The sequence below is a fragment of the Prevotella sp. Rep29 genome (genome assembly GCF_019551475.1).
GTDB lineage: Bacteria > Bacteroidota > Bacteroidia > Bacteroidales > Bacteroidaceae > Prevotella.
The window spans coordinates 2,586,856-2,608,922 of record NZ_CP047159.1 but is presented as its reverse complement, the minus strand read 5'-3'; the positions used below and the strand labels follow the sequence as shown (position 1 = coordinate 2,608,922).

The window sequence follows — 22,067 nt, the reverse complement described above, 5'->3', positions numbered from 1 at the left end:
GAAAATATGTTAGAAGTACGCAATCTGCACGCCCGTATCGGCGACAAAGAGATATTGAAAGGCATCGACCTTGTGATTAAACCGGGTGAGACGCACGCCGTCATGGGACCTAACGGCAGTGGTAAGTCAACACTCTCGGCTGTGCTCATCGTCAATGGCTATGCGAAGGAGGTGTTGCAGAAACTGCCGATGGAGTTTGTCGTCGAGGCTCAGAAACTGCTCTCCGTCTCGCTTGAAGGGACGGTAGGTTAATCGCGTTATTTGTATTGGATATTCAATGTGGCACCTGCACCTGTACTGGCATCGGTCAGTATGGTAGCAACCTTGTTGGCATCATATGAGAGATAGTCGTATGTCGGTACGAACTGAGTTCTGTCACCCTGATGCAGTTCGGTATCTTCCAGTCCAACACAACCTGTTATTTTGACATTGAAGTCTTTATCTCCGTGCCAGTCACGAAGAGCGTTCTTCTGTGCCTCTTCAGTTGTGAAGGCACATTTTTCTACATAGATATTGCTATATACTCCATAGCCTATGCAATAGTTGTAATCGGTGCCGTCATATAGGCAGTTGACCACATGAACCTTTCCGAAACGCACACGCGGACAGCGTTCTATACATCCTGAACCCCACCAACAGTTGATAAACGTGCAGTTAAGATGACCTTCGTCAACGTCTGCCGAATTATTGCTGTTGCCTATCAAATTGCTATTGCAGTGCTTGTCGTTTTCTCCGCTGCCGCCAGCCTTGGGCTCTATCAGATAGCGGAAGCGGGTCCAACTACAGCAGATGTTGTCTGAACCCGACACAATGTCGAAGTTGCCGTCAATGCCATCCTGAATGTCACAGTGATCTACCCATACATTCGTGGCATTTGTCAAGGAAATGTTGTCGCCATCGTTCGCGTCTATATCGTATGCGCCAGGACCAAGCAGTGTGAGGTTGCGTATAATGACATTATTACTGCCAACCAGCAGGAAGATGCCGGCATTCTCGTCACGGTTGGCATTTTTTACTGATGCGCCTGAAATACCGAGTATCGTCTTGTTCGAACCCACCATGATTCTTGTACTTAGTGAAATATGCCCTTGAATATACACTGTGGCTGGCTCTGTGCCGCTCACGGCATTCCTCAGCTCTGCTTCTGTGGTCACGAGGACAGGATTCTGGTTATTGCTACCCGTCACCTCTTTTCCGAATCCTACTGGTCGGTTCATGTCATAAACCGACAGGTCTGGCTTTTCTTCTTCTCCAATGGGGGTGTCAGCGTTGTCAGAGCATGACGAGAACACTAGGACTGTACCGAGCAAAAGGGCTACCGATACTGATAAATAGAATCTTTTCTTCATATGTCTTATATATTACTCTATTGAATACGGATGCAAAAATACGCATTTTATTTTAAAAAGGCGCAAAAAATGGTAACTGTAGATTCCAGTAGCAAGTGCAAAGTTATGTTATTTTTTTTGAAGAATTCAGCAGTAGGTGTGGAAAAGTTCAGTTTTTTTCTTGGCCTACGGTTTATTTTATGTTGTATTCTCTTTATTTGTTCCTCTGAAATATGTTTAAAGTCAGTTCCTTTTGGTATATATTGCCTGATGAGTTTGTTGGTGTTTTCTATGTTTCCTTTCTCCCATGATGAGTATGGATGTGTGAAGAAGATCTTTGTTTTGAGTCTCTCTGCTATGTATTTGTGCTCAGCGAACTCACTTCCGTTGTCTGTGGTAATACTTTTTATCCTTCCTATGTACGGTGTCATCATGGCTACTACGGTTTTTGCCAGCTGCTTTGCGTTTTTCCCGTGTCTGAGTTTTCTCATCATGAAGAAGTCCCGGCTTCTCTCGACAATTGTAACGATTGCCCCTTTTCCGTCCTTTCCGATGATGGTGTCCATTTCGAAATCCCCGAATCGTGTTCCGTCAGCCTCTTCTTCCCTCTGTTCTATCATTACCCTGTCCTTTATGGCAGTATGTGCAGTTTCGGCAGTCCTTCTGATGTTCTTCAGGCGGTGCCTGCAGTGTTTGTAGAGTTCTCCTCCGCACTTGCGGTCAAATCGGATATATTGATAGATGGTTTCTACTGAAACGCACTTTTCCCCATTCCTTTCCATCCATCCCTTGATTTGTTCCGGCGACCACTGCTCACACACCAGGAGTGAGACGATTCTCTTTCGCATATCTATGGAGAACTTGCGGTGTTTCCTCATCCTGTGCTTACGCTCGTCACACTTATGCTGGGCTATACCATAATGGTAATGGTGTGTGCCTTTGTTGCGTTTCAACTCACGATAGACTGTGCTGTAATGCACTCCTATCGTATCAGCGATGTCTTTTATCGCTACATTCTTTTGCCGTAACACGAAAATTGTGTACCTTTGCTGTGAGGTTAGTTGATGATACATCATTACAATACAAAGTTAACTAATCTTTGGGAGACAGCAGTCTCCCTTTTTGCTTTTTTTGTATTGCTACTGGTGAATCAATGTCTCGCCGGGGCTGTCTGCCCCTTGCCGACGGCGTTCCACGAGTGTTTTACATGGTTGAGAGCTTACAATTGAAAACCATTTGCACTTCTTATTGGAACTTATGAACTACATATCTCACAAACAATGTTGCGGATAATTTGCATGGCTCATTTTTTATTTGTAATTTTGCAGCCAATTACAGATTGAATAAATATGTTAGAAGTACGCAATCTGCACGCCCGTATCGGCGACAAAGAGATATTGAAAGGCATCGACCTTGTGATTAAACCGGGTGAGACGCACGCCGTCATGGGACCTAACGGCAGCGGCAAGTCAACACTCTCGGCTGTGCTCGTGGGCAATCCGCTCTACGAGGTGACCGACGGCACGGCGGTGTTCAACGGCAAGAATCTGCTCGAGATGACACCCGACGCCCGCGCCAACGAAGGACTCTTCCTCTCGTTCCAATATCCGGTGGAGATTCCGGGCGTGTCGATGACCAATTTCCTGAAGACAGCCATCAACGAGAAGCGCAAATATCAAGGCTTGCCCGAACTGAAGGCTGCCGATTTCCTGAAACTCATGAATGAGAAACGGCAGGTGGTGGAACTCGATTCGAAGTTCACCCGCCGTTCGGTGAACGAAGGCTTCAGCGGCGGTGAGAAAAAGCGCAACGAAATCTTCCAGATGGCGATGCTCGAACCGCGTCTTGCCATCCTTGACGAGACCGATTCGGGGCTCGATGTTGATGCCATGCGCATCGTGGCTGAGGGAGTCAACAAACTGCGTACGGCGGACAACTGCCGCATCGTCATCACCCACTACGACCGTCTGCTCGAAATGATTCGCCCCGACGTGGTACACATCCTCTACGACGGGCGCATCGTCCGCACCGGCGGCATGGAACTCGCACAAGAGATACAAAAGCGAGGTTACGACTGGATTAAAAAATAGGAGTCGGTAGCGAGGCATTACCCTCCCTCACGAGGCACTTCGGCACTCCTCTCAAAATGTATATTTATTCAGTCTGCGCGTTTGTGGAGGCTGTTTTGTAATATTTTGATTTACAGGTAGTTAAAAGGTGCTTTCCAAAAGTGCCACTTTCGCGTCCTAAAAGTGCCACTTTTGGAAGCTAAAAGTTCCCCTTTTGGAGCCTAAAAGTTCCCCTTTTGGAAAACGATAGTTCAACGACGGGAAAACTGCATAAACATTCTGCCTTTCTGTATGAATATACAGTCAAGGAAAAAGCGGAAGTTTGAGTTCCTTTTTCGCTTGTTTTCCAGAACCGGGTTGTTGATTTTTGTTTTACAAAAAGACCCGCACATCGTTGGTGTTTCCAAAGAAAAATACTATCTTTGTAAAAAATAAGCTGCATCTCAGCAATTTCAAGCGAGCTTGATTGCGTTCGATTTGCATTATTTTTGTAGAAAACAATAAAAACGACTACGCATATATGGAGACTATCAACCACTTTCTCACCCAAGCCAGTGACTTTCTATGGGGATGGCCGATGATTATTCTCTTGCTCGGCACGCATGTCTATCTCACCATCCGACTGCGTTTTCCACAGCGCAAGATTTTCACCGCTATACACCTCAGTGTCGTTCCCGACAAGGACGCCAAGGGCGATGTGTCGCAGTTTGGAGCCTTGGCAACAGCCTTGGCGGCAACCATCGGTACGGGAAACATTATCGGCATCGCAACGGCGGTGTCGCTGGGAGGTCCGGGAGCCGTCTTCTGGTGCTGGTTGACGGGCGTGTTTGGCATCGCCACCAAGTATAGCGAAGGGCTGTTGGCTATGAAATATCGTGTCAAGACAGCCCAGGGCACCATGCTCGGCGGTCCTATGTATGCCTTAGAGCGCGGTCTGGGATGGAAGTGGCTTGCTGTGCTGTTCGCCGTCTTTGCATTTATGGCATCGTTCGGCATCGGGTCCACCGTGCAGGCGAACGCCATTTCCGTCATGGCAGAGGAAGGTTTCGGCATCTCTCCCTGGGTTACGGCAGTGGTTGTCACCCTCCTTGTGTCACTCGTCGTGCTGGGAGGCATCAAGAGTATCGCCAAGGTGTGCGGAGCGCTGGTGCCTTTCATGGCAGCGTTCTATGTCGTAGGCTGCATCTATATCCTCTGTGTCAACGGTGCGTTTGTGCTGCCAGCCATTAAGCTGATAGTCGTTTCAGCCTTTTCGTCAGAGGCTGCCGGTGGCGGCTTTGTGGGTGGTTCGATTATTATGGCGGCACGTTACGGTATTGCGCGCGGGTTGTTCAGCAACGAGTCGGGACTGGGTTCGGCACCCATTGCTGCAGCCGCCGCACAGGCACGCAACCCAGTGAGGCAGGCTTTGGTGTCGGCAACGGGAACCTTCTGGGACACCGTTGTTATCTGTGCGCTCACGGGCATCGTGATTGTGAGCAGCATATTGATGCATCCCGACATCGACTATAGCCATGGCGGCACACTCACCAAGATGGCATTTTCCAAGATACCCGTCGTGGGGACACCATTTTTGTCGATAGCCCTATTCACTTTTGCCTTCAGCACCATACTGGGCTGGTGTTATTATGGCGAGCGCTGTGTGGAATATCTTGCACGTCGCAAGCCGAATACCGCCGTCATCGCCTATCGGGCGGTATATATTGTGACGGTGTTTGTGGGCAGTGTGGTCGGTTTAGGCATGGTGTGGAACCTCGCCGACTGCATGAACGCGCTTATGGCGTTGCCCAACCTCGTCTCGCTGTTGCTGCTGAGCGGAGTGCTGGTGCGCGAAACGAGGAAATATCTTTGGGAAGACCGGCTGCACGAATGGAGTTCCGACCACAAATAATGGAGCCGTTGGGAGCTTGAAAATAAACGACACATTATTTTGTGTTTAGGGAAATTTATGTTATCTTTGTAGAAAATAAGCTGCATCTCAGCAATTTCAAGCAAGCTTGATTGCGTTCGATTTGCATTATCTTTGTAGAAAATAAGCTGCATCCGTAGGGGTCGATCAATGTATCGACCCGCTGATTGCGTTCGATATGGCATCTTACTTCATGGAAAAGCATAGACTAAATTATTCATCAAAACAAAAATATTATGGAAAAAGTAACAAGATTATGCCCTGTTTGCGGTGAGCTGATAGATGCGCATGCTCAGATTTGCCCTATCTGTGGCGAACCGACGGGTTTCCCTGCTGAAATTCCGGTGCAACCCTCACCACAAGAGGAAGAAAAAACAATTCAGGACTCATCGTTAATTGATAGTCAGGAAGAATTGGTGTCGGCAATTGAAAATCAGGAAGTGATACCACCATCAATTGATGACCAGGAAATGATACCATTATCAATTGATGACCAGGAAGTGGTGCCGCCCCCTATTGTGGAAACACCTGTGCCTGAGGTAAAACCGGAAGCTGTAGTGACGCCTCCGCCCATCCCCAAGCCTGCGGCAGTACCTCCACCCATTCCACCTGCAACACCCGTTCCGCCAACTCCCGTCGTGGAGGAAAAGAAACAGTCGTCATGGGGATGGATTGCCTTCACGCTGTTGCTGCTGGCGGTCATCGGCGCAGGAGTCTATTTCCTCTTCTTAAACGACAATAAATCGGACACGCAGGAAACTGTTCCCACTGTCTCCGTGGCAGAGAAGTCGGCAGTGGAAGTAATTGACAGTATTCAGAAAGTGCTGCCGCCAGGTGCACAGACCGTACTACGGGTGACGAGCGGCGATGCGCCCTGCCTCTTCTTCCTGAACAACGGACATTTCCATCGTTTCGATGCCAAGGAAAAGCAGACCATCGAAATCGACCTCGCATCGTTGAACCCCGAAGCGTCGGTAGATATTTTGAAAGGTGGCATCATCAAAGCCACACCAACACCCGACGAGAAAGACATCTTGCTCGTGGTCACTCCCAAAGATTCGGAGAGAGCCCTCTATAAATATAATGTGGAAGGGTCACGGGTGGACGTGCTCGGCGTAGGCGAGATAGAAGAATACGGCAGTGGCTACATCATCCACGGCATCAACAACGAACGCCACATCGACAACACGGGAAACATTACCCGCGAATTTGACCCGGGACTGCCCGAGGAACTCCAGAACACTGAGAAAGAAAGTAAGCCCGCTCAGACAAAGCCGAGGTCTCAGACAAAGACCCCGAAGCCTTCGGAACCGGCAACAGCTGCGCCCTCTGAGCCCGAGCCGCCAGTGGAAAACCAAGGGACAGGCTTCCGCCTCGAACCGATTTAAATAGAATCATCCACTTAAAAACAGAAACGACTATGGAAGAAACAAAGAAATGCCCCTACTGTGGCGAAGAAATCAAGGCAGTAGCCAAGAAATGCCGCTATTGCGGACAGTGGCTGGACGACGTTGATACGCAACAGCCATCAGAGGAGCCTGTTGCCGAACAAACGGCAACCATGCCGCCGCCACCTCCACCGAAAGAGGAATTTGCGGAAGAGGCAAAGACGGCAGTGGACGACCTCGGCAATCAGTTCAAAAACATTGCCGACGATTTCGAAGGACAGAAATCATCTATCACCAAGGCGTTTTGTGATGGGTTGAAGAACACGATGAACAATCTGTTCGGTATTTGCATGACGACCATTGCCCTCTTGATTCTCATCATCCTGCTGAAAGGCGTAGGCGACGAGATGGTCGGCGGTCTCGTGGGAGGAATGATTCCCTTCTTCCTCATCATCGTAGGCTGGGGCATACACGTCTTTTACATGTTCAGCAAACTGGACAATCCGCCCGCTGCCATCGCCGGTGACAAAAAGAAAATCAAAGGCTATAAGTTCGTGTCGATGGTAGTCAGCATCGCCGTCTATTTTGCCTATGCGATTGTTGCCGCCATTATGATATGGCTCTTCGGAAAGGTAATCGACGTTTGGATTCTGTTCGTGCTGGTCGGTATCCTGCTGTTTACTATCTATGTAGCCCTGCTCGTCGGATGCCAGAAAGCGATTGACGAGAGTGTGAAGTAGCGGAAGGAATAGCGGCTTTTGATAAAACAAAAATGGGGTGTACTGATAGAAGTGCACCCCATTTTGTTTTCAGTGAAAAGAAGCGTCTTATCAAGAGTCTAATCGTCTTTTGACTGTCTTTTTACGACCCGTCCGTCCACCACCTCATATTCACGGTTGAACTCCTCGCGCGTGCGCTTCCATCGGTTGTGGCTCCAGAGCCAGTATTGCGGGTCGCGGCAGATGGTCTTTTCTAATTCGCGGAAATACATTTCTGTGATTTCCCATGTCTCTTTGCTCTCCGGTTGACGGGTGAGAACACGCATCTCGCAAGTGTAGTAGCCCCGCTTGATGCGATGCACGTCGCCATAAACCACCGCCAGTTTCGTCGCTTTGATGATGCGTTCCGCCCCTGTGAGCACGGGAGTATCTTGATGGAGGAACGTCATCCAATGGTGTATGTTGAGCCAAGTGGGCGTCTGGTCAGAGATGAATCCAATCATGTACGTATTTCCTTGCTGCTTCCATTCTGCAATTCGCCGGAGCGTCTCTTTCATGGGGATGCAATGGGCATGATGGCGTTCGCGGACATACTTGAACAGGCGGTCGAAATATTTGTTCTCAAGCGGATGGTATATCTGTCCGCAGACAACATTTTCTTGAATCCAATAAGGAGTTGACGAAATCCACTCCCAGTTACCGTAATGACCAAGATAGAACGCTACCGACTGTCCCTCACCGAGTATTTTTCTCACCTCTTCCATGTTGGTGAAGACCATCCGTTTCCGGATTTGCCGTTCGCTCATGGTCATCATCTTGATTGTTTCCACGAGGTAATCGCAAAAGTAGTGATAGAACTCTGTCTCTATCCTGCGCAAATCCTTCTCATCCTTCTCAGGAAAAGACTTTTGCAGGTTTTTCCTGATGATATTCCGGCGATACTTCAGAATGTATCGGACGATGATATATATGATATCTGACAGCACATACAACGCGCGCAATGGTAACAGGGACATCAGATACCAGAAGAGATAGGATATGTAATATAATATTCTTTTCACAATGTAATGATCATAACTAACTTTCCAACAAGGCGAAAATTTCTCTGATTCACCCTATTAGAGTTGCAAAGATAGAGTTTTTTACAGAAAACTGCAAGAAATGTGCAGAGTTTTTTTACCAACCCTTCAAAAACACCGTTCACTGTTCTTTATCTATCATGGATTCGGGATTCCATAAAAATTGTTTCATGTCAACGTGTCCGTTCGGTTTGAACATGACGCCTTCGCCCTCGAGCAGTATGCGCTGCTGCCCCCATCCGGGAGCTGTTCGCCCAACGGCATTCACAACCCGATGGCAAGGCAATGAGATGGCTTCTGGCGCATATCGCAAAATGCGTCCCACCATCCGCGCATGGCTCGGGTATCCTGCCAGCGTGGCAATATAACCGTAGGTCGTGACACGTCCGGAAGGTATTGCCTTCACAATGCTAAGCACATCATGCTGAAACATTTGTGCCTGCTCGATATCCATTTTTACAAAATGATCCTTCATCGTCATTTCAGTTTACTTGATGCAAAGGTAGTGCAAACTGAGCGGAGAACAAAGCAAACCTCATTTGCTTTTTATCCCGAAGTGCAGCCTACTTGATGCAAAGGTAGTAAAAAGAAAGGGGAAATCTTTTTAACTTGCACGATTTGTGCTATCTTTGCAGAAAGTAAACCGCATTTTTCAAGAATGTATTGGCGGTGTTCGGTTTACATAACCTTTGCGAATCTGATGAAAAGATTATTTTTGTTGTTAGCGGTGGCGCTGATGGTGGTAGCATGTAGTGAGCCCCCAGTACAGAAGAAGCATTTTAAGACAGAAGTGCTTCTGAAGATGACGCCTGTAAAGAACGCAAAAGCGGAAGGGCTCGGTTGGATTTACGGAATGCTTGCAACTATCGAGACAGAGCGTCTGATGCTGGGAGACTCCGTCAATTTGTCTCCGGCATACTTGGCACGCTTGTATCTGATGGACCAGGTTGAACGGCGGTATCAGACGCATGGCGCTCAGGAAATCACCGTTCAAGGGACAGGGATGGCAGCCTTGCATTTATTGGAGCGAAAAGGTGTCATAGCATTTGATAGTTATCGGGTTTCCCAGTCTTTAAATTGGAGCTTGCTCATCCGCCAACTGACCATGATGACTGATGTGTCGTGGGCTCATCGGGGGAAATGGGAAGAGCTCAGAAACGAGGTGGGCGATTTGCTTGACAGGAAAATGAGTCCCGCTCCGCGCTTTGTTTTTATGTATGGTTGTGAATACACGCCGCTTCAGTTTGCGCAAAGTGTCTGTAAGAAAGACGATTTTTTACCGCTGACGAGTTTCACGCATCATCCCTTCGGTAGTCCGTTTGCCCTTGAAACGCCTGGCAACTACGCTCAGGAATACTACCAGAATGTTCCGATTGACACACTTATCAGCACGATGGAACAAACGCTTCGGGCTGAGCATGCCGTGTATTGGGAGGGTAATGCCGTTGACGGTGAATATTCTTTCAAGGAGGGAATTGCCCGAATAGAAGAAGCGTCCGAACCGGTTACTCAGGAAAAGCGTCAGGCGGCTTTCGAGAGATTTCGCGGAGAGAAGCTCCACGGCTTGAGTATGATTGGGCTTGCGGTTGACGGAGAAGGGCAGAAATACTTCATCTGTAAGGATTCAAGAGGCATTAAGAATCCTTACCGTGGCTTGGTGTATATGTCGTTTGATTATGCTCGTATGCACACCTTCTCGGTGCTTGTGCCCAAGAATGTGTGACTATGATTTTTTTCGTTGCTGCTCGCCAAGTCGTCGAGTCAGGTTCCACATTATTATATATATAAGGACACCGCTGACGAGTCCGGCTATTGCGTCGATAGCGTAATGCGCCTTGATGTACACGGTTGCGAAGCACATCAGTATGAAGAAGGGCATCAGTATCCAAAAGAAGTGTCGGTTACGCGTGTGCCATGCCAGTAGCATCAGGATAGTTGTGATGCCCACATGGCTGCTGGGGAAGGCGGCTGTGGGGCGTTCACCGGCATTGTGCGCATCTTCTACGAGTTGATAGAAGATTCCGTCGGTCCATCCGGGACTGATCATTCGTTCGTTGTGGGTGTTGAAATAGTCGTGCAGGTTGGGGAAGATGCCTTGTGCGATTTGGTGTTCGCCCACCGCCTGGAAGTAGTATTGCGGTCCGGTAACGGGCAAGAAGACGAAAATCACGTAATAGATGAAGAAGGCTCCAAGTATGATGGTCGTGGCGCGTTCAAACTCTTTGTACCTGCAAAAGAAGTAAAAGCCCGATACGAGTGCTATCATGGGGAAGTAGCTGGCATATCCGAGATCCATCAGTTCACTAAAAATATGGTTTGGAATGGCTTTTGAGAACAAGAGTGCAGGTTGAAAGCCGAAGACTGCCTGTTCCCAATTTGCAAAGATATGGTCTAAGTTGGGCAGCACCCGATTGAGCTCGTATGTGTCAGGATACCACCATGACAGCAGTGCCAGATGGGCAACGACGCGTGTCAACCTCGTGAAACGGCAGGGGTAGAGGCGATAGACGCCCCACAACGCCAATGTCATTGCAAGGATTTTCGTTCGTCCTAAGAGCATAGTCTCGGGATGTTTCATGCGGGTGTACATAAAAAGAATCATGAGCGTTGTTCCCAGCAGGTATGCCAGTACTATCCATTCAAACGCCATGAGTCCCCGACGAGCTTTCTTTTCTTTTGCAAATAGTGTCATGTTTTTTATTCTTTCATCTGTGCAATTTAGAGCCATCCGGCTTTTTTGTACCATGCGACGCACCGCCGTACTCCTTCTTCCAACGTGACTTGCGGTTCGTAGCCCAGGTGTTGGCGTGCAGACGTGATGTCGCATCGCCAGTTGCGTTGTTTGAGTATATGGTATTTGTCGTTGTTGAGTGCTGAGATTTTACCTGTCTTCTTGCCGATGAAGTCGCCTACCATGCAGGCGAGGCGTAAGATGAACAGCGGTGCTTTGATGCGAATCCACCATGGACGTCCGAGTTCTTGGTGGAGCAGGCGGCTGAAGTCGGCACTCGTATATACCTGTCCGTCGGTCAGGAAATAAGCCCGACGATCCACTCCCTCTTTCTCCAATGCTAAGAAGACTGCCTGTACCACGTCGTCCACATAGACGAACGTGATGTCCTGCTGTTTGAATCCCACGGAGAAATCGACATGCTGTTTGATAGACTTCGCCATGAGGAAGTAGTCTTTTTCGCGTGGTCCGTAAACACCCGTCGGTCGCAGAATGACGTATGGCAGTGTCTGAAGAACCGCCGCTTCGCCCTCTACGTCCTTCAACGTTACGGTGTATGGCTTGCGGACGGCAGCTTCTGCCTTGAGTTTACTCTTTCCGTAGTCCGTATTGGGGCGAGGCTTGTCCGTTTCTTTGATGTCCTCATAGGGCATTTCTTCGCGAATGGCTCCAAAGACGCTCAGTGACGAGAGGAACACGAATCGCTTAAGATGCGTTTGTGAGCAGTGAACGGCTTTTACAAAGTGTGCCGTGCCTTCCGTGTTCACCTTATAAAAATCGTGTTTGTCGGCACATTTCGTAACACCGGCAGCGTGGACGATATAGTCGAACTGCGTGTCTTTCAGTTGCTCATACAGTTTGTCTGTATCCGCAAAATCGAGTTCTATGAAATGGATACGCGGGTCCTGAAGGTATGTCCGTGGGCTGTTTTTGCGGACGGCTGCCCATGTCTCGAGCCCTCTCCTGAGCGCTTCTTCGACGATGAACGAGCCTATGAAGCCGCTGGCGCCTGTAATCAGAATACGTTTCTCCATAAACTTTCGTTCAATCAGCCTTTTCTTCCTTTAGCGGTTCGGCATGAATGATGACGTGTGTCATCTCTCCGAAACGCATTTTTAGTTGTTTCTCTATATTCGTAGTGTGCTCATGGGCATCAAGCAACGAGAGATTTCCGTCCATTCGCACGTGCATTTCGATGGCGTAGTGATTTCCGATGCAGCGTGTGCGCAGGTGGTGCGTCTTGCTCACGCCGGGTTCGCGCTCCGCTATCTGCACAATCTCGTCCTCAACGTCTTTCGGAAGACTTTTCTCCATCAACTCTCCTAATGCTTGGTCTATCAGATAGTATGCTGTCCGGATGATGAAAAGGCAGACGATTCCTGCGGCTATGGGGTCGAGTACCGTCCATTTGGAACCTAAGAAGATGGCGCCTCCGATGCCGAGCGCGGTGCCAGCCGATGAGAGGGCGTCCGTGCGGTGGTGCCAGGCATTGGCGATGACCATGTGCGACTTCTCTGTTTTTCCGCAGCGCACGGTGAAGCGATATGCCCATTCTTTCAGGGCGATGCTCACGATGGCGGCTATCAGTGCGATGATTCCTGGAGAGGGGATGGGAACGCCCCGGCTGAATGAAACGATTTTCGCAATCGCATGATACCCGATGACGATTCCTGCTATCATGAGCAGCATGCCGATGATGACCGTGGCGAGCGTTTCAAATTTTCCGTGCCCGTAGTCGTGGGTTTCGTCTTGTGGCTTGTTGCTGAGTTTGAGGAAAATCAGTACGATGATGTCGGTCAGGAAATCTGAGAGTGAGTGCACGGCGTCGGCAATCATGGCTGCCGATGCTCCTACGATTCCTGCTACCAGTTTGAATACGAAGAGGACGATGTTGACGAGGCATCCCCAGAGGGTTATTTTTGTGATTTGCCGTGTTCTGGTTGCCATTTGACGGTTTGTTCCTTCCATAGGCTATTGTCTTGGTTTTGTTGATTCAAAAGGATGTCATCATTTGCACAGCTTGCAGCCTTCGCATTTGCTGAGTTCGCCTCGGAAGCGTTTTTCTACGAGGTAGTGTAGGCGGTCGCGCAGAGGGTCGAGGTCGATGAGATTGATGACCTCGTTGATGAAAGCGATTTCGAGTAACAGCCGTGCCTGTTCGATGCTGACGCCTCGCTGTTGCATGTAGAATACGGCGGCATCGTTGAGTTGTCCGACGGTTGAGCCGTGCGCACACTTCACGTCGTCGGCATAGATTTCGAGCATCGGCTGTGTAAACATGCGCGCTTCGCGTGTGGCACAGAGATTCTGGTTGCGCATTTCCGACTCTGTCTTCTGTGCGCCATGCTCCACAAGCACCCGTCCGGCAAAGGCACCCACCGCCTGATTGTCGAGCACATACTTGTAAAGTTCGTGGCTCTTGCAGTTGGAAACGTGATGCGTGATGAGCGTATTGTTGTCCACGTGTTGCTGCTTGTCGGCTATCACGCCGCCGTAAAGACCGCATTCGGCTCCCTCGCCTTGCAGCATGACGTCGGTCTGGTTGCGGGTCGTGCCGTTGTGCAGCGTAACGATATTGTGCTTCACGCTGCTCTCTTTCTTCTGTTCGATATATACGTTGCTTACGCGCGTATTCTTATAATGTGTTTCTTCGAGGCAATAGAGTTCGAGTTTTGCCCTCTCGTCCACGAAGGCTTCTACCACCTGCGTGGTGAGAAACGCATGGTCGTCGGCGGCATGGTCGCAGAAGAGCAGGCGCACCGAGGCTTCCGGCTCTGCAATGACGAGCACGCGGCGGTTGACCATCAGCGGCACATCGCTCCGCAGGATGTTGATGACCTGTATGGTCTTTCCCACGTCAACCCCCTTCGGCACATATACCACCAGCCCGTCCTGTGCCAGCATCGTGTTGAGTGCCGTGAGCGCGTCGCGTTCCGTTCGGGCAATCTTTCCGTAATGGCGCGCCACGATGTCCGGTCTTTCCTCTGCAAACGCCTTCAGCGACCCCACATAAACCCCTTCGGGCAGATGTCCCTTCGGTTTCTCTTCGGTGTAGAACATGTCGTTGACTACGAAGTAGAGAGATGTGCTGAGGTTCGGCACGTCGCAGCGGAAGGCATGATAAGGATTCACGGGTATTCGCAGCCGCTTCAGGTTCAGTCCATAGTCCGGCGCAAACATTGCCTGGATGTCTGAATACCGATAGCGTTCCACCTTCTTCGTTGGGAATCCCTGTCGCTGGAAATTCTCAAAAGCCTCTTCGCGCAAGGCATTCATAGGGGCTGCCGAATACTCACAAAGCAAGTCGCGGCATTCCTTGAAAAGTTCTATATATTGTTGTTCACTTTGCATCATTCACTGCCTGCAAAGTTACGAATAAGTGAGAGAAATGCAAAAGAAAAGCCTGTTTTTCTTTTCATTTCCGAACGTGAGTAACTTGGGCAATAGCCAAATACGATTAAGCGAGGACAATACAAAAAGAATCACATTCTTTTTTATTGTCGAGCGTTAGAAACTTGGGCGACAGCCAAATACGATTAAACGAGGACACGAGTTGTCGAGCGTGAGGGATTTGTAAAAAGTTATCTCATTTCACTCGTTCAGCCATTTGCCGCTTCTGTATATTTATACAGAGGGTGAGCGATTGAAACGTGTTTTGTAAACTCTTGAATTTCAAGACGTTAAGATATGCTTTCCAAAAGTTCAACTTTCGGCTTGCAAAAGGGGAACTTTTAGACGCTGAAAGGGGAACTTTTAGACGCTGAAAGGGGAACTTTTGGAACGCAAAAGTGGCACTTTTGGAAAGCGAAAGTTGAACTGTATATTTATAACCCCTTTTCTGCATGTTTATGCAGGTTGTGTTTTGTGGATGTTGCATTTGCGTAAAGAGTGGCACAAATCAGAAAAAAGTAGTATCTTTGCGCCATAAATCTTGGAGTATGGAAACACTGATTATCGGTTTGCTGATACCTTTACTTGGAACGATGTTGGGTTCGGCATTTGTGTTTATGATGAAAGACGGTCTTTCGCCGCGTGTGCAGAAAGCTTTGTTGGGGTTTGCCTCGGGTGTGATGGTGGCGGCTTCGGTGTGGTCGTTGCTGATTCCGTCGATGGACATGGTGGCAGACAGCGGCAAGTGGGCGGTCTTTCCTGCCGCCGTCGGCTTTTTGATGGGAATGGGCTTCTTGCTGATGATTGACTGTCTCACGCCCCACTTGCATCTTGGTACCGACCGCCCCGAGGGACTGCCTGCGCACCTCTCGCGGACAGCCATGCTGGCATTGGCGGTGACGATTCACAACCTGCCTGAAGGAATGGCTGTGGGAGTAGTCTTCGCAGGGGCTGAAAACGGTATTTCCAACATCTCCCTTGCAAGTGCGGTGGCGGTATCGCTCGGCATCGCCATTCAGAACATTCCCGAAGGAGCCATCATCTCCATGCCGATGCGGGCAGCCGGAAACAGCCGTTGGCGCTCGTTTGTGATAGGTTCGCTCAGCGGCGTTGTCGAGCCGATAGGTGCCTTGTGCGTGATGTTGCTCGCTTCTTTCCTGATGCCGGTACTGCCTTACATGCTTGCATTCGCTGCCGGTGCCATGATTTATGTGGTGATAGAGGAGTTGATTCCTGAGGCTTCGGGCGGTCCGCACAGCAATCTCAGCACCATTGGTTTCGCCGTCGGCTTCGTTCTGATGATGGTTCTTGACGTGGTGATGGGATAGCGTTTAAGCCTTCTCTAATCATATTTATCAATTATCATTTATCAATTCTCAATTATTGATGGGCGTCAATGGATAGACGATATTGGTAATGACGATATTGGCTGCCAGGATAATCAGGTTCATCCAGAATCCGATTTTGATGAAGTCCTTGAATTGATAACCTCCCGGACCATAGACCAGCATGTGGGTTGGCGAACCGATGGGAGTGGCGAAGCTGGAACTCACACTAATCATTAGGGCGATGAGGAAGGGGTAGGGTTCGTATCCCAACTTTTCAGCCGTTTCATACATAATCGGGAAGAACATGGCGCCGGCGGCAGTGTTCGATATGAACTCGGTTGCAAATGTTGCCACGAGGCAGACAGCGGTCATCACGACATACGGGTTGTCGCCGCAAACATCAAGAATGCCAAACGCCAAGCGTTCCGCAATGCCTGTTTTCTGTACAGCCAATCCGAGTACCACACTGCCGGCAAAGACCATCAGAATGTCCCAGTTGATAGACTTCATGGCTTGTTCGGGCGAGCAGCAACGGAACAGCAGCATCGCTCCGGCAGCAATGAATGCGCATTGCAGCAACGGCATGATGCCTAAGGCTGACACGACGACCATGGCTATCATGATGGCAGTGGAGACGAGCGTTTTGCTACCTATGTTGGGCACATCGTCGGAGTCGAAGAAGTGAAGGTCCTTGCGGAACTGATTGGTGTCTATCTTCAGGCGTGGCGGACATTCCAGCAACAATGTGTCGCCGGCGCGCAGGACTACCTGATGGGGAGCCTCTTCGATGCGCTCACCCCGACGGGCTACTGCCACCAAGTTCACGTTGTGCTTCTTCTCAAATTGAGTTTCGGCAATGGTATGCGACGCCAGGCTGCTGCCAAACCTGACGTACGCCGTGCGCAGTTGGCGACTGCTGTCAGCATCCTTCATGTGGAACAGGTGTGTGCTGGCGCTCACCAGTCCGTGACTTTTCTTCAGTTTCAGAATCTCATCAATCTGACCGGCGAAGACAAGTCGGTCGCCACCCATGATGAACTCCTCGCCACGGGCTTGAACGACGTACTCGTCGTAGTGGATAATCTCAATCAGACTGCCACCGGGCACAGACATCAGTCCCGCCTCCTCAACGGTCTTCCCGATGAGGGGATTGTCGGATGCCACGAGCAATTCAACCGTATATTCGGAGGTTGTCTCGAAAGCAGCATCGGGAGAGTCGTGGCTGGGAAGCAATCGGCGCAAGGCAATCACGGAGAGGACACCAACCAACAGGCAAAACACGCCGGGCAGGGCAGTGGCGAAGATGTTCATGTGCTCACCCGTACGATCGCCATACAAACCCGAGATAATCAAGTTCGGGGGAGTTCCTATCAGTGTACAGATGCCGCCCATGCCGGAAGCGTAGCTCAATGGTATCAGCAGTTTAGCAGGGGAAATGCCCAGTTTCTTAGACCATATTTTCACGATGTTCACGAACAAGGCAACGACCGTCGTGTTACTCAGAAACGAACTTAAAGCCGCCACAGGCAACATCAACCGCACAACTGCCTTCGCGTAACTCTTGGGCTGACCCAGCAGGTTCCTCACAATCCATTGCAACACACCCGTATGCATCAATCCCGACACGACGACAAACAGCACGCCTATCACTACCACCGACGGCGACGAGAAGCCCGCAAAGGCTTCGTCAGCACCAAGCACGCCCGACAAAAAGAGCACACCGACAGCACCCATAAAAACGAGGTCGGCACGCAGCTTCGTGAAGAGCAGCACGGCAAACATCACACACACCGTTGCTATTACAATCCAGGCATCAATGCCAAAACCACCTAACATGATTGTTTCCATCTGATTTTTGCTACGTTCATTTATTATTTTGACTGCCAACCGGCAGCGACAAGTCGTCAACGATATTTCGCCTTCACAATCTCGTAAGAGTTGCGGGTCAGTTCACACAAGAGGTCGTCGGGAGCTTCATGGGGGTCAATGCCAATCCAATATTTCGGCGACATGTTGAAAGGTTTCACGATGCAGTCATACTGCGCATAGAGCTCCTCAATGCGCTCAGGGGCACATTTCAGCGTGACCACCTTGAAATTGTCGCAGTCGAAGAATGAAAACATGTGTCCATGCACATAGAACACCAGCACGCCACTTGCATATCGAAATGCCTGGAAAGGCAGTTTCTCGATGACGTCATCCCCCAGCGAGAGGCAATATTCCCGATACGATTCAATATCCATTGGTCTTCTTAGTTCTTACAAGCAAACAATGCAAAGGTAGTGCTTTTTTAGAAACCGACAAAACTTATCGCAGCACATTTTTACTCACTCAAACATTATTAAAAAATAAAAACAGGCTTTTATTTTGTGTTTTTCGCCACCGCTCAACGACATTTGGAGAATCGTCGCGGGGAAATAAAAACTATTTTTTCTTGTCTTCTAAGTAACGACGCTTGTTGGCACTCATCGGGCGAGCCTCCTTTGCTGCCTTGATGGCGGCGCGGCGGGCATTCTCAGCCTTCCTGATTTTCGCTGCAGCCTGGCTTTCTCTGCGTTTCGCATCGCGGATGCGTGCCTGCACCTTGCGCTCTTCTTTCTTTTTGAGGCGCTCTTCTTTTTTGGCAGCATCGCGGGCTTCAATTTCAGCCTTGCGGGCGGCACGTTTTTCCTCTTCACGAGCCAACACGCGGGCATGGTACTCTGGATTGGAGAGTATATATTTTCTGGCAGGCATAGCCAACAGGTTCAGTGCCAGCTTCGTGGCTTTCTGTCGGGCGTAGCGCCAGCTCTTGCTCTCAGCCTCACACAACACCGTGCCGTCTGAAAGCATCACCTTCGCCTTGTTCATCCCCTCTTCGGTCACCTCCATTTCCAGCGTGAGTTGTCTGTCGTCAGCCTGTTTCAGCATGTCGTTGGCTTGCGCCAGCAGGTCGAGGTTGCGCCGGCGATGCTTGAAAAGATGTTCCGACTCGGTCAGAAGATATTTCCCGATGAACCACTGCCGCAGGTCTTCGTCCAAGGTCGATACGTAGCCGAAAAGGGCATATATAAAGATGTGTTTGTGTTTGCTGATATCAAATTTCTCGCCTGCGCGGGCAAACTGCCAGAGCCGCCATTCGTCGAACATCCTCTCCAATCGCTCGTTGCGAAACATATTTCCGAGCAGGTGTTGCAAGCGCGTGCCCTCGCCCGTGGCATAGCGGAAGAGCACTTCAGCCACCTGCCCCCGAAACACATACATTCCGGCAAACACAAGGCGGCTGTTGCCTTTCCCCTCCTGCTCGTAGAAGGAGCTGTGCGTCATCACCTCGCGCAGTTTCACACGTGAGAAAATGCGCCGCAGATCGTTGTACAACGGGTCGTCCCAGCGCTTGAAATTGTCTTTCGGATTAGGCTGCTGCATTTCTAACAATAACCAATAAACTTCCTCCTTCAACCATCACTCCTCCCCTTCGGGGGGAGGTTGGGGGGAGCTGTTGCACGGGCTGGCGGAATCGAACCGCCTCAGTCGGGTTGGAAACCGAACGTCAGGCCCCGAAAACCTGTGTGCTGCCGTTACACTAAGCCCGTAATCTGATTTGACTATTTGACAATTTATACTCCCTTCCCCTTCGGGGGTGGGTTCTTGAGCGGGTGACGGGAGTCGAACCCGCGCCTGCGCACTGGAGGTACGCCGATCAAGATCTGAAATCTTGCGTGCTGCCGTTACACTACACCCGCTTCTATCTTTCGGGTGCAAAGGTAATAATAAATGTAAATCTTACCCCCCCCCCCATTTTGTTAAAAATCATTAACACATGAGGTTTTTCTGAATACAATGCTAATTTTATCCCCTCCGAAATCTTGTCTTGTTCGGAGAAAAACACATGAATGGGCAAGCAAAAAAAGCATGAAATAAACTAAACCGACGACGTGGCAAACACGTGCCAGTCGCCATTCTCGCGCCGCTGAATGTAGCCTTTTTGAGTCATCTGCCGAAGCTGTTTTTTTACGGCTGCCGTATTGATGTTTGCTACCGCACTTAACTGTTCAATCGTTATCTCCGGCTCCAAATTCATAGCCTGAAGCAGTTTGGCAGTAGAGTCACTCCTGAATGCAATGCGTTCGCCATCGTGCCACCACACGTCGGGCGATTGTTCGTTCGCAAATTCGATGTTATATTTCAACTCCGATGCAACGATAGATACAAAGAATTTAAAGAAATGCCGAATGTCGGTCAGTGTTGCAGCAGCTCCTTTCGAAGGATTACTTCCCACGATAAGATCGCTGCGGTGCAGCGCTTCCAGATACTCGCTTTTCTTCCGGCTTCTCACCACAATCATCGGCCAGTCGTGGCGAGCCAGAATGTAGTTCACCATCAGGCGGGCAATGCGCCCGTTGCCGTCCTCAAAGGGGTGGATGCGGATGTAGCGGTAGTGGAACAGGGCAGCCAGCTCCACGGGCGTGTATTTCCCCGACTGCTCCGCCTCGTTGTACCAGTCCACGAGCTCGGTCATCATCGTCGGTGTCTCCTCGGGCGAGGCATATTCGAAACGGTCGCCATAGCGCGTGATGACGCTGTTGGGGCGCGTCTTGTACTGACCTGCATGAATCACGAAGCTGGTGTACATGCCGCCGGGCAGGTTCCGATACACGGTGTAGTCTTCGCGTAAGAGCGTCTTGTGCAGCTGGCGGATGAAGTTCTGCGTCAGCGGCATTTTTCCCGTCGTCGCCTCCTCGGTCATCATCTTCAAGCCCACCTGGCTCGCCTTCATCTCGTCGAAGTCGCGCAGTTCGCCCTCGCCGCTCACCCTGCCGAAGAGCAGCAGCAGCTCCGTCTGCCCGTAGGTCAGCGTGTTGCCCTCAATGTGGTTGCTGTTGTAGTTATAGTCAATCGTAAAACGCTGACTCAACAAATATCTTTTGCGCTCTTCGAGTGGTTGGAGAGCCATCCACTGCTCGTACAACGACTTTAGATTTTCCATCATTTTCTATTTTATAAGTGTTAAATATACTTTCAAAGGTATCCATTGGCTACCTTTTTAGCGTTTCTGCTGCAAAAATACAGATAAGATATCATCCGCACAAATTTTTCCGCGAAAAAATTTTGGCAGTTCCGAAAACATTTCTTAACTTTGTGGCGGAGAATTGTGTTTTTGCAGTTTCTCCGAATGAAAATATCCAACCGAGCAGTCCTGCTCGCAAGTGTGCGGAAGAGGCCACGGCGGGGGTAGCGTTTATCTGCGTTCACAGCCCGCGACGGTGGAAGAGGAAGCCCCAAGGGAAACGACGGGTGCAAGGGCGGGGAATGAAAAGCGTGCTATATTAAGCTGTATAGGGATATATAGGCAAGTTAGCATGGCTGTCGCCCATAGATAGGCACAGGGTAAAGAAGACGTCGTTCCATACACTGAAGGGGCAGCTCCTGACCCTCACGAAGCCTGCCAAGCGAAACGGACAAGGCTCACAGAAACAACCGGAAAACAGCCTATGGCTTGAAAAAACACCAACCCTGACAGGGTTATTTCGAACCACGTTGATTGATTTAAGCAAGGAGTAAAGACGTTCCTTGCCGTTTTATTGTGAGTTCCAGTCATGATGATGGCGGGCTCGCCTGTTGCCGTGGCAGCGGTTCCCGACACCATCAGTTCCCAGACCGTTTCAACTATCCACAAAGCCAAAGCGTACTCCCCTATGCAGCTCAATTTTCTAAAACCTGCTGACATTCTTCCTATAGTGGGACAGATAGAAGCTGGAGATAAAAAAGCATACGAACATATAGAGCATCTGGGTATCGCTGAGGCTACCAAGATTAGAGATATGATGCGAGCGTACTGAGCAGGAACCTACTCACCACAGGAGTATCAGCAGCTAATGGCTAGACTGCATACAGGTATGACTAGGGAGGAGCCTATATGATACAATAATTATGAATTTATATGATGATCTGGATCTACTCCAAGTGATCATGCAACTCATGGATGGAATATTCTAAACTCTATAATCGATGATAAAGCGAATTTTATAGTGCAGAATAAGTGAACTCCTTGGTGGGGTAGCATCAAGGAACGCGTAGATGCTAATCCAAATCATATTTATATCTTTTGAAATTCAATATACTGAGAAGGCGATAAAGCATGGTGGC

At 49.6% G+C, this 22,067-nt stretch carries 19 protein-coding genes, 1 tRNA gene and 1 pseudogene; 7 read left to right on the top strand and 14 right to left on the bottom strand.

The genetic code is table 11. From position 1 onward, the window contains the following. Positions 1 to 6 precede the first annotated feature (6 nt). A pseudogene (locus GRF55_RS11135) lies at positions 7 to 156 on the top strand (ATP-binding cassette domain-containing protein); the annotation flags it as partial. Positions 157 to 257: 101 nt separating this feature from the next. Here GRF55_RS11135 and GRF55_RS11130 read toward each other — a convergent pair. Together GRF55_RS11130 and GRF55_RS11125 are read right to left on the bottom strand one after the other, a co-directional pair. Continuing rightward, positions 258 to 1,349: a polysaccharide lyase family 1 protein gene (locus GRF55_RS11130; protein WP_220368463.1), complete on the bottom strand. Its 1,092-nt coding sequence runs from the start codon at positions 1,347 to 1,349 to the stop codon at positions 258 to 260. Positions 1,350 to 1,396: 47 nt separating this feature from the next. Further along, positions 1,397 to 2,401, bottom strand: coding sequence for an IS30 family transposase (locus tag GRF55_RS11125; protein ID WP_255563874.1), 1,005 nt, complete (start codon positions 2,399 to 2,401; stop codon positions 1,397 to 1,399). Positions 2,402 to 2,677: 276 nt separating this feature from the next. Here GRF55_RS11125 and sufC point away from each other — a divergent pair, with 276 nt between their 5' ends. The 4 genes from sufC (at position 2,678) to GRF55_RS11765 (ending at position 7,434) form a co-directional block, all read left to right on the top strand. Beyond that, positions 2,678 to 3,418 carry a Fe-S cluster assembly ATPase SufC gene (gene sufC / locus GRF55_RS11120; protein WP_220368462.1) on the top strand — a complete coding sequence of 247 codons (741 nt, stop codon included), beginning with the start codon at positions 2,678 to 2,680 and terminating at the stop codon, positions 3,416 to 3,418. Between the two features lie 499 nt (positions 3,419 to 3,917). Next, positions 3,918 to 5,288, top strand: a complete 1,371-nt coding sequence (locus GRF55_RS11115) for a sodium:alanine symporter family protein (protein WP_220368461.1) — start codon at positions 3,918 to 3,920, stop codon at positions 5,286 to 5,288. Positions 5,289 to 5,542: 254 nt separating this feature from the next. Continuing rightward, entirely contained in the window at positions 5,543 to 6,694 is a 1,152-nt protein-coding gene (locus GRF55_RS11110; protein ID WP_220368460.1) for a zinc ribbon domain-containing protein, read from the top strand. A gap of 32 nt (positions 6,695 to 6,726) precedes the next feature. Next, on the top strand, positions 6,727 to 7,434 hold the full coding sequence (locus GRF55_RS11765; protein WP_255563800.1) for a zinc ribbon domain-containing protein: 708 nt from the start codon (positions 6,727 to 6,729) through the stop codon (positions 7,432 to 7,434). 98 nt (positions 7,435 to 7,532) lie between these two features. On the opposite strand, the gene GRF55_RS11100 is transcribed toward GRF55_RS11765, so the two are convergent. Further along, entirely contained in the window at positions 7,533 to 8,474 is a 942-nt protein-coding gene (locus GRF55_RS11100; RefSeq protein WP_220368459.1) for a lysophospholipid acyltransferase family protein, read from the bottom strand. Positions 8,475 to 8,613: 139 nt separating this feature from the next. Continuing rightward, positions 8,614 to 8,967, bottom strand: coding sequence for an MGMT family protein (locus GRF55_RS11095; RefSeq protein WP_255563799.1), 354 nt, complete (start codon positions 8,965 to 8,967; stop codon positions 8,614 to 8,616). Positions 8,968 to 9,192: 225 nt separating this feature from the next. On the opposite strand from GRF55_RS11095, the gene GRF55_RS11090 reads away from it, so the two are divergent. After that, complete coding sequence (locus GRF55_RS11090) at positions 9,193 to 10,215, top strand: C1 family peptidase (protein WP_220368458.1); 1,023 nt, start codon at positions 9,193 to 9,195, stop codon at positions 10,213 to 10,215. Here the strand turns inward: GRF55_RS11090 and GRF55_RS11085 are convergent, their stop codons facing one another. From GRF55_RS11085 to sufD, 4 genes are read right to left on the bottom strand one after another with little or no spacing between them, the layout of a single operon-like run. Continuing rightward, positions 10,216 to 11,184: a phosphatase PAP2 family protein gene (locus tag GRF55_RS11085; RefSeq protein ID WP_255563798.1), complete on the bottom strand. Its 969-nt coding sequence runs from the start codon at positions 11,182 to 11,184 to the stop codon at positions 10,216 to 10,218. Positions 11,185 to 11,210: 26 nt separating this feature from the next. Continuing rightward, the gene (locus tag GRF55_RS11080) at positions 11,211 to 12,257 is read right to left on the bottom strand and encodes an NAD(P)-dependent oxidoreductase (protein ID WP_220368456.1); all 1,047 of its coding nucleotides are present in this window, start codon (positions 12,255 to 12,257) and stop codon (positions 11,211 to 11,213) included. Positions 12,258 to 12,267: 10 nt separating this feature from the next. After that, positions 12,268 to 13,170, bottom strand: a complete 903-nt coding sequence (locus tag GRF55_RS11075; RefSeq protein ID WP_255563797.1) for a cation diffusion facilitator family transporter — start codon at positions 13,168 to 13,170, stop codon at positions 12,268 to 12,270. A 60-nt stretch (positions 13,171 to 13,230) separates the two neighbouring features. Next, on the bottom strand, positions 13,231 to 14,574 hold the full coding sequence (gene sufD / locus GRF55_RS11070; RefSeq protein WP_220369707.1) for a Fe-S cluster assembly protein SufD: 1,344 nt from the start codon (positions 14,572 to 14,574) through the stop codon (positions 13,231 to 13,233). 587 nt (positions 14,575 to 15,161) lie between these two features. On the opposite strand from sufD, the gene GRF55_RS11065 reads away from it, so the two are divergent. After that, positions 15,162 to 15,941, top strand: a complete 780-nt coding sequence (locus GRF55_RS11065; protein WP_220368454.1) for a ZIP family metal transporter — start codon at positions 15,162 to 15,164, stop codon at positions 15,939 to 15,941. A gap of 48 nt (positions 15,942 to 15,989) precedes the next feature. Here GRF55_RS11065 and GRF55_RS11060 read toward each other — a convergent pair whose 3' ends face one another. The 6 genes from GRF55_RS11060 to GRF55_RS11035 all read right to left on the bottom strand — a co-directional run bounded on the left by GRF55_RS11060 (position 15,990) and on the right by GRF55_RS11035 (position 21,648). Further along, positions 15,990 to 17,789: an SLC13 family permease gene (locus GRF55_RS11060; RefSeq protein WP_220368453.1), complete on the bottom strand. Its 1,800-nt coding sequence runs from the start codon at positions 17,787 to 17,789 to the stop codon at positions 15,990 to 15,992. A 56-nt stretch (positions 17,790 to 17,845) separates the two neighbouring features. Further along, complete coding sequence (locus GRF55_RS11055) at positions 17,846 to 18,184, bottom strand: MmcQ/YjbR family DNA-binding protein (RefSeq protein WP_220368452.1); 339 nt, start codon at positions 18,182 to 18,184, stop codon at positions 17,846 to 17,848. A gap of 181 nt (positions 18,185 to 18,365) precedes the next feature. Further along, entirely contained in the window at positions 18,366 to 19,346 is a 981-nt protein-coding gene (locus GRF55_RS11050; protein WP_220368451.1) for a hypothetical protein, read from the bottom strand. 76 nt (positions 19,347 to 19,422) lie between these two features. Continuing rightward, positions 19,423 to 19,513 (bottom strand) — tRNA-Arg (locus GRF55_RS11045). Positions 19,514 to 19,842: 329 nt separating this feature from the next. Next, positions 19,843 to 20,910: a Fic family protein gene (locus GRF55_RS11040; protein WP_370626720.1), complete on the bottom strand. Its 1,068-nt coding sequence runs from the start codon at positions 20,908 to 20,910 to the stop codon at positions 19,843 to 19,845. A gap of 444 nt (positions 20,911 to 21,354) precedes the next feature. Next, positions 21,355 to 21,648, bottom strand: a complete 294-nt coding sequence (locus GRF55_RS11035; RefSeq protein WP_220368450.1) for a hypothetical protein — start codon at positions 21,646 to 21,648, stop codon at positions 21,355 to 21,357. Positions 21,649 to 22,067 lie beyond the last annotated feature (419 nt).

Coding starts and splice junctions, on each gene's coding strand:
- sufC (WP_220368462.1), top strand. CDS start 2,678: ATGTTAGAAGTACGCAATCTGCACGCCCGTATCGGCGACAAAGAGATA.
- GRF55_RS11035 (WP_220368450.1), bottom strand. CDS start 21,648: ATGTCAGCAGGTTTTAGAAAATTGAGCTGCATAGGGGAGTACGCTTTG.
- GRF55_RS11090 (WP_220368458.1), top strand. CDS start 9,193: ATGAAAAGATTATTTTTGTTGTTAGCGGTGGCGCTGATGGTGGTAGCA.
- GRF55_RS11110 (WP_220368460.1), top strand. CDS start 5,543: ATGGAAAAAGTAACAAGATTATGCCCTGTTTGCGGTGAGCTGATAGAT.
- GRF55_RS11065 (WP_220368454.1), top strand. CDS start 15,162: ATGGAAACACTGATTATCGGTTTGCTGATACCTTTACTTGGAACGATG.
- GRF55_RS11055 (WP_220368452.1), bottom strand. CDS start 18,184: ATGGATATTGAATCGTATCGGGAATATTGCCTCTCGCTGGGGGATGAC.
- sufD (WP_220369707.1), bottom strand. CDS start 14,574: ATGCAAAGTGAACAACAATATATAGAACTTTTCAAGGAATGCCGCGAC.
- GRF55_RS11130 (WP_220368463.1), bottom strand. CDS start 1,349: ATGAAGAAAAGATTCTATTTATCAGTATCGGTAGCCCTTTTGCTCGGT.
- GRF55_RS11075 (WP_255563797.1), bottom strand. CDS start 13,170: ATGGCAACCAGAACACGGCAAATCACAAAAATAACCCTCTGGGGATGC.
- GRF55_RS11050 (WP_220368451.1), bottom strand. CDS start 19,346: ATGCAGCAGCCTAATCCGAAAGACAATTTCAAGCGCTGGGACGACCCG.
- GRF55_RS11040 (WP_370626720.1), bottom strand. CDS start 20,910: ATGATGGAAAATCTAAAGTCGTTGTACGAGCAGTGGATGGCTCTCCAA.
- GRF55_RS11080 (WP_220368456.1), bottom strand. CDS start 12,257: ATGGAGAAACGTATTCTGATTACAGGCGCCAGCGGCTTCATAGGCTCG.
- GRF55_RS11765 (WP_255563800.1), top strand. CDS start 6,727: ATGGAAGAAACAAAGAAATGCCCCTACTGTGGCGAAGAAATCAAGGCA.
- GRF55_RS11115 (WP_220368461.1), top strand. CDS start 3,918: ATGGAGACTATCAACCACTTTCTCACCCAAGCCAGTGACTTTCTATGG.
- GRF55_RS11125 (WP_255563874.1), bottom strand. CDS start 2,401: ATGTATCATCAACTAACCTCACAGCAAAGGTACACAATTTTCGTGTTA.
- GRF55_RS11085 (WP_255563798.1), bottom strand. CDS start 11,184: ATGACACTATTTGCAAAAGAAAAGAAAGCTCGTCGGGGACTCATGGCG.
- GRF55_RS11095 (WP_255563799.1), bottom strand. CDS start 8,967: ATGAAGGATCATTTTGTAAAAATGGATATCGAGCAGGCACAAATGTTT.
- GRF55_RS11060 (WP_220368453.1), bottom strand. CDS start 17,789: ATGGAAACAATCATGTTAGGTGGTTTTGGCATTGATGCCTGGATTGTA.